Source organism: uncultured Ligilactobacillus sp. (assembly GCF_948826705.1).
In the GTDB taxonomy this organism is placed as follows: domain Bacteria; phylum Bacillota; class Bacilli; order Lactobacillales; family Lactobacillaceae; genus Ligilactobacillus.
In genome coordinates this window covers 1-3429 of the sequence record NZ_CAQLEL010000130.1, presented here as the reverse complement: position 1 = coordinate 3429, position 3429 = coordinate 1, and the positions used below count along the sequence as shown (strand labels likewise).

The 3429-nt window shown below is 38.8% G+C and carries 8 protein-coding genes and 1 pseudogene; all 9 read right to left on the bottom strand.

Going from position 1 to position 3429, the window contains the following annotated elements:
- A partial coding sequence (locus tag Q9Q35_RS09480) for a hypothetical protein (RefSeq protein ID WP_304653136.1) occupies positions 1-283 on the bottom strand: 283 nt, incomplete at its 3' end.
- 13 nt (positions 284-296) lie between these two features.
- On the bottom strand, positions 297-542 hold the full coding sequence (locus tag Q9Q35_RS09475) for a hypothetical protein (RefSeq protein ID WP_221677454.1): 246 nt from the start codon (positions 540-542) through the stop codon (positions 297-299).
- 5 nt (positions 543-547) lie between these two features.
- The gene (locus Q9Q35_RS09470; RefSeq protein ID WP_260449534.1) at positions 548-1027 is read right to left on the bottom strand and encodes a DUF1064 domain-containing protein; all 480 of its coding nucleotides are present in this window, start codon (positions 1025-1027) and stop codon (positions 548-550) included.
- Positions 1017-1568, bottom strand: coding sequence for a DNA primase (locus Q9Q35_RS09465; RefSeq protein WP_221677452.1), 552 nt, complete (start codon positions 1566-1568; stop codon positions 1017-1019). The genes Q9Q35_RS09470 and Q9Q35_RS09465 overlap by 11 nt, the downstream gene beginning before the upstream one ends.
- A 98-nt stretch (positions 1569-1666) precedes the next feature.
- Positions 1667-1945, bottom strand: a complete 279-nt coding sequence (locus Q9Q35_RS09460) for a hypothetical protein (protein WP_304653135.1) — start codon at positions 1943-1945, stop codon at positions 1667-1669.
- Between the two features lie 103 nt (positions 1946-2048).
- Positions 2049-2198, bottom strand: a complete 150-nt coding sequence (locus Q9Q35_RS09455; protein WP_171970356.1) for a hypothetical protein — start codon at positions 2196-2198, stop codon at positions 2049-2051.
- On the bottom strand, positions 2188-2622 hold the full coding sequence (locus tag Q9Q35_RS09450) for a helix-turn-helix domain-containing protein (RefSeq protein WP_304653134.1): 435 nt from the start codon (positions 2620-2622) through the stop codon (positions 2188-2190). Before Q9Q35_RS09450 ends, Q9Q35_RS09455 begins: the two co-directional genes overlap by 11 nt.
- 98 nt (positions 2623-2720) lie before the next feature.
- Positions 2721-2984, bottom strand: a complete 264-nt coding sequence (locus Q9Q35_RS09445) for a hypothetical protein (RefSeq protein ID WP_304653133.1) — start codon at positions 2982-2984, stop codon at positions 2721-2723.
- A gap of 101 nt (positions 2985-3085) precedes the next feature.
- Positions 3086-3157, bottom strand: a pseudogene (locus tag Q9Q35_RS09440) (50S ribosomal protein L34); the annotation flags it as partial.
- Positions 3158-3429: the final 272 nt, after the last annotated feature.

The following is a 3429-nucleotide window of genomic DNA, read 5'->3' as shown; positions in this document are numbered from 1 at the left end:
CCCATCGGTCAATCTCTGGATATTTTGTAGCCTGTTCAGCCAACCTGCTAAAAAACTCTAGGTTAATATTGTGGTCCAGAGACGGTAATCTTCTATTTTCATCAAACCATTCAGCTTCTGCGGGAGTTAGCACCACCCGTTTAATGATCTCTTCATTGCTGGCCAGCTTGTACCAGCCTCTTTTATTCATCATCCCTTGCTTCACTTTATATGCCGTTCCTTCAGCATTACTTAAGGCATGTACTTCAGCTTTGTTGATCCAAAAATCTTTTTCTTCCGTCATTTTGTTAACCCTCCTAAAATTTATCTTTTCCACCTTTAGCCACCGTCTCGATCGTGACCTTGCAAATTTCATGTGGGATTTTGCGTGGCCCCTTGGTATTCATATATTCTTGCGCTTTTTCCTTGCTTTTGAATTTAGCAGCTTCCCAGTAAGTGTACGTGTAACTATATCCCCCCATATGTCCATATTTTAAATAGCCATATTTTTGATTTTTTGGATAATCAGGATAATACAGCTTAATTACGTAATACTTGATCATAATGATCACCTCACTTTAAAAAATTCTGCTGGATCGTAGTCAAGATTTTTCATAATGTCGTAAAATTGTACCTTACCTTTTGTCGTAATTCTCCGAGTATTGACATTCTTGCTTAACCCGAAGATCCGCATCTTAAAATCATTCTTGCGTGGCACAACTACTTCAACAGCTTTTTTAAATCGTCGTTGAAATAAGTTAAATCTCAACTTAGCAGCTGGATCAGCACCATAACGACCATCTAAACTAGACTTGACATCATACACATGTAAAATCCGACCGTTGCGATCGTAAATTACAAAATCAGGTTTGTACGTGATTGCAGTCATTGTCCCCGCTTTTTCAAGCACGAATCGGGGATGCACGTCAAATTCATAACCGCTATCTCTAACAAACCGCTGATAAAAATCAGCTTCTTTTTGTGAGTCAAACACGTATCCATCTAACTCCACCTTACGGCCAAAATGCGTACCAGCTTTATTCTTCATCGTCATCTTCCTTAACTTCATACCATGCTTTAGCCATGCCAGCGTATTCGATACGAGCTTCATTTAGCTTCTTCAACAAGTCTGAGGTACTTTCAAAGTTCAGCTCTTTGGCGATCTCATCAAACGAATATCCTTCTGCCATTCTGACTAATACTTTGCGTGGGTTAAAATCACTCTTTAATTCATATTTCTCAGTCAACAAGAAACTGTCGATAATATCTGCCGTGATTTCTGCTTCATGTTCGATCACTTGATCTTCGCCAACATCAAGCGATAACTGTTCATTTTGCACCGTTGTCCAAGTCCCTGATGTATCGCGTTCATAATACTCAACTGGTTCTAACGTCTCTGCGTCGACCTTTTGTGTGTAACGTGTTACAGCTGACTCGATCGTGAACCGTACAACGCCATCTAATTTCAACTTCTGCAACTCGTCTAATTGATTTAACAGACCTGATCCAGCCAGCTTTTCTGTAATCGTGATGTTTCCTTTTGCATCCACCTTGAAATTATCGATCCCTGCGTAAAATTCTAAACTCATGTTGTCTTCCTCCTAATTTTTACTTGTTGTCAAATCCTGCCCAAACCAGCAAGATAAAAATCACTAACAATGCTACAGCTGATAAAATACCGATTGCTTTAAGCACCAGCATTTTTTAATTTCTCCGCTAATTCAATACATTTTTGCTCTAATTTATTTTGGACGGCTTTAACATTTGTGATCCATTCAGCTAAACTTTTCGCATCCATTTCTTTTAATGCAGCATTTGCATAAGCCTTAAGAGCACTTGCTAACGTTGGATAGTAGTTAACATCATATGAACTTGTTTTCGCACTATCTTTGGTCCGTTTTCGTTTCAAGTTATACGTGTACGTATCGCTTTCGATCGAATACACATCATCTAATTTGATTACCATATAAACCTCCTAGCTCGTACTGAGCGCATTTTATATACTTCATGAATAATTTATCGTCTGTTGTGGTAAAGTCGCTTATTTACAACTTAATCACGCTTAAAACTCATTTCTTGGCTTTCTGCCACTCATCAGAGATCAAACCATTCTTTTCTCGATACTCTCTTAAAGTGGGACCATACCGAAACGGTTCACCAAGTTTACTTCCTGTCTTCTTTGCATCCCAGTGAATAATGCGACCTTGACTATTTTTCATTGCGCTCCCTCCGTTTGAATGTTGACAATGCTAGATCAAACATGCGTTGCTGTGTTTCTTGCTTTTCCTTATATCTCAATTCGTCTGATTTGTTTCGATAGCGTTTAAGCTCTTTATAAGCTTCTTCATAGCTCATCGTTCCAACACTAGCCGCTCTAACTAATTTACCGACGGCGTCCCACACCGCATCATGTGCTTTTTGATGTTCTAATTCGCTTGTGGGTCCAGCTTTATCTTCGATACCTTGCAGATAACTGACAGGCACACCGAAGTAATTTGCTAGCTTGATCCATGTTTCAAGTTTAGGATTTCTCTTACCTGTTTCATATTGGCTTATCGTGTTAGGAGCTAAACCAGTATTGTTAGCTAGATTTGCCAAGGTAAGACCTCTTTCTGCCCGCAGTTCTCTAATTCTGTTTCCCAACTTTCGTACGCTCCTTTGCTCGATCTAGCTTCTTTTGTCGACGACGTCGTTTATCACGACGTTTACTTCTTTTCTTTCCTGTCATTTGTTTCTCCTTTCTAAGGTATGATCCACACAATATAATCTGTATTAGCCAAGTACGTCATGTCGTCTTCTGTTACTTTTACGAACCGATTGTCACCAAAAGGCTGTTCGTCTTGTGGAATAGGCTCTAAAATGCAATTTTGAAGTAGTACGTCATCAGCAAGTTTTACAAAATTAACGTGCTTTTTATTTTCAAGATCAAATTTCATATTAACTAGCTCCTCCAATGAATCTACTGCATTTGTGATTATCTCATCGCCTTCTCGTTCATACATCATCAGTCATCATCTCCCATCCAGTATTTTGGCGGATCATCAAGATCCCAGTGCTCCATAAATGCTTTTGTTAATACATTTGGAAACTCAACTATCCAACGTGCTGAACTCATTCTTGCACGAAAACCATGAACTTTAGATCTTTGTCTCTTTTTTGGCTGGAATGTCATCTTCATAAATATCCACCTCCTTATATTTTTCAAGGGATTATTCCCACTTTATTTCTAAAAGACATCAGCTTTGATTATATTAAAAAAATGGCTCTACGTCAAGCAAAACCAATGATTTTATTTACTTTTTATTGCTTAAATTCTTTTTTAGATGGCATTTCAGCGTACAAAGGGAAAACTATAATTTGTATTTTAGATGCGTGTCTCCTTCTCCCAGCGCACCACGGAACACCACTGGTTGCACACCTGGGGCAGATCGCGGTAAGACTGCACCACAT